This window comes from Shewanella saliphila (assembly GCF_014648295.1).
Taxonomy (GTDB): domain Bacteria; phylum Pseudomonadota; class Gammaproteobacteria; order Enterobacterales; family Shewanellaceae; genus Shewanella; species Shewanella saliphila.
This window is the reverse complement of the sequence record NZ_BMQV01000091.1, coordinates 1-1,862: the sequence shown is the minus strand read 5'-3', so window position 1 is coordinate 1,862 and position 1,862 is coordinate 1. Positions and strand designations below refer to the sequence as shown.

Annotated in this window: 1 protein-coding gene and 1 pseudogene; one reads left to right on the top strand and one right to left on the bottom strand. The window is 40.1% G+C overall.

Features of this window, described 5'->3' with window-relative positions:
• Positions 1-214: 214 nt before the first annotated feature.
• Positions 215-1,192 carry a transposase gene (locus tag IEY48_RS20180; protein ID WP_188923332.1) on the top strand — a complete coding sequence of 326 codons (978 nt, stop codon included), beginning with the start codon at positions 215-217 and terminating at the stop codon, positions 1,190-1,192.
• Between the two features lie 563 nt (positions 1,193-1,755).
• Here IEY48_RS20180 and IEY48_RS20675 read toward each other — a convergent pair.
• Positions 1,756-1,862 (bottom strand): annotated as a pseudogene (locus IEY48_RS20675) (IS982 family transposase); the annotation flags it as partial.

Genomic DNA, 1,862 nt, shown 5'->3' with positions numbered 1-1,862 from the left:
GTAGTCAGCAAGCGACCTTAGCCCCTTTGCTAATTGTTTAACTCTATTTATTTCAGTGCGTTAAATTAATCCTCCACGGTATTCCGTTAAGCCATTATCCTTATTATCATTTTCAACATTAGGTTGGAACAAAACATGGCCATCCACCCCAGCTGGATAAATATTGAACAACCAACTAGGCTTAGTTACCTTTAACTCTGACAGGTAATCTAAGATGGCCAGACCAAGACAGACAATCGTTAGTTTAGAAGATACGCCTTACTATCATTGTTGCTCTCGTGTGGTGCGTAAGGCATTTCTGTGTGGAATTGATAACTCTACAGGAGAGAACTTTGAGCATCGGCGTGAGTGGGTCGATTCACGCATTCTAGAGTTGGCTACCATCTTTGCCATTGATATCTGTGCGTATGCCGTGATGAGTAATCATTTGCATGTGGTGATAAAGGTTGATGCTGATAAGGCAAAACAGTGGTCAGATAAAGAAGTCCTCATTCAATGGCACAAGGGCTTTAAAGGTACGTTACTCACACAAAAATACCTAAAAGAAGAAGACCTTAACTCATTTGAACTTCAAACGGTTAATGAATGCATTACTGAATACCGTAGGCGCTTAATTGATATCAGTTGGTTTATGCGCTCACTCAGTGAGCCCATCGCCAGAATGGCCAACAAAGAAGATAAGTGTACAGGCAGATTCTGGGAAGGACGTTTTAAGTCTCAAGCACTGCTTGATGAAGCCGCAATATTAGCCTGTATGGCTTATGTGGATTTAAACCCAGTCAGAGCCAAAATGGCTGCAACTCCTGAAACCTCAGATTACACCAGTATTCAGCGCCGAATAAATTCAGCAATGAAAGGCGAGCAACCACCTGAACTATTACCGTTTGTGGGTAATGAGCGACTCAATATGCCTAACGGGCTCATGTTCAGCGTGAAAGACTACATAGTATTGATTGTAGATACCGGTCGGATTATTCGAGAAGATAAGCGTGGCACCATTAGCTCAAGCAGTCAGGATATTCTGAATAGACTCAACATCCCAGCAGAGAATTGGCTTAAAATCACCACTGAATTTGGTGCATTATTTAAAGGTGCTGTCGGTGCATTACCTGCGTTAACCGAATATTGTGAGCATTTAGAGCGAAAACGACGACAAGGCGCGGCAAATTGTCAGCGCTGGCTGTGCGCTTAAGTCATCATCCCCAATCGAATTACCATTTCCTTATACTTGATTGCTATCAGGTTTTTCTGCTGTGCAGAATTCTGGATATGACAGGTAAGTCACTAATTTAAAGTTAATATTCTAGTCATATCGATTGAAATTGATGAGTTGAGTACATCAAGTATAACCCTCGCCAAAGCAATGAAAACGAGTTAAGTTACTTGTACAAATTATGGGTGGCTACTTTTCCTTCAAGTATAACCCTCGCCAAAGCAATGAAAACGAGTTAAGTTACTTGTACAAATTATGGGTGGCTTACTTTCCAATATGCGCTTAAGCATTAATTTTTTGAAAAACACCATCTTCCTTATACTTGATTGATATCAAGATATTCTGCTGTGCTGAATTTCTTAGATGTCCATAAGCCATTCATTTAACGATAATATTTTAGCCATATCGATAAAAATTGATGAGTTGATCACATCGATCGTAACCCTCGCCAAAGCAATGAAAACGAGTTAAGTTACTTGTACAAATTATGGGTGGCTTCTTTTCCGTGGCTTCTTTTCCGTGTTAGTTAACCTCAGATCTGGTTAAGCAAACACGATATTAGTGCTATCTAACAGCTCAAGTTCTTGAGCTGTTAGATTTAATGATGGCTTCTCGTCTTTTAAACAATATGCAATCAATCCACCAAGTA

Excerpts from the sequence above, each read along its gene's own strand:
- IEY48_RS20180 (WP_188923332.1), top strand. The coding sequence starts at position 215 with ATGGCCAGACCAAGACAGACAATCGTTAGTTTAGAAGATACGCCTTAC.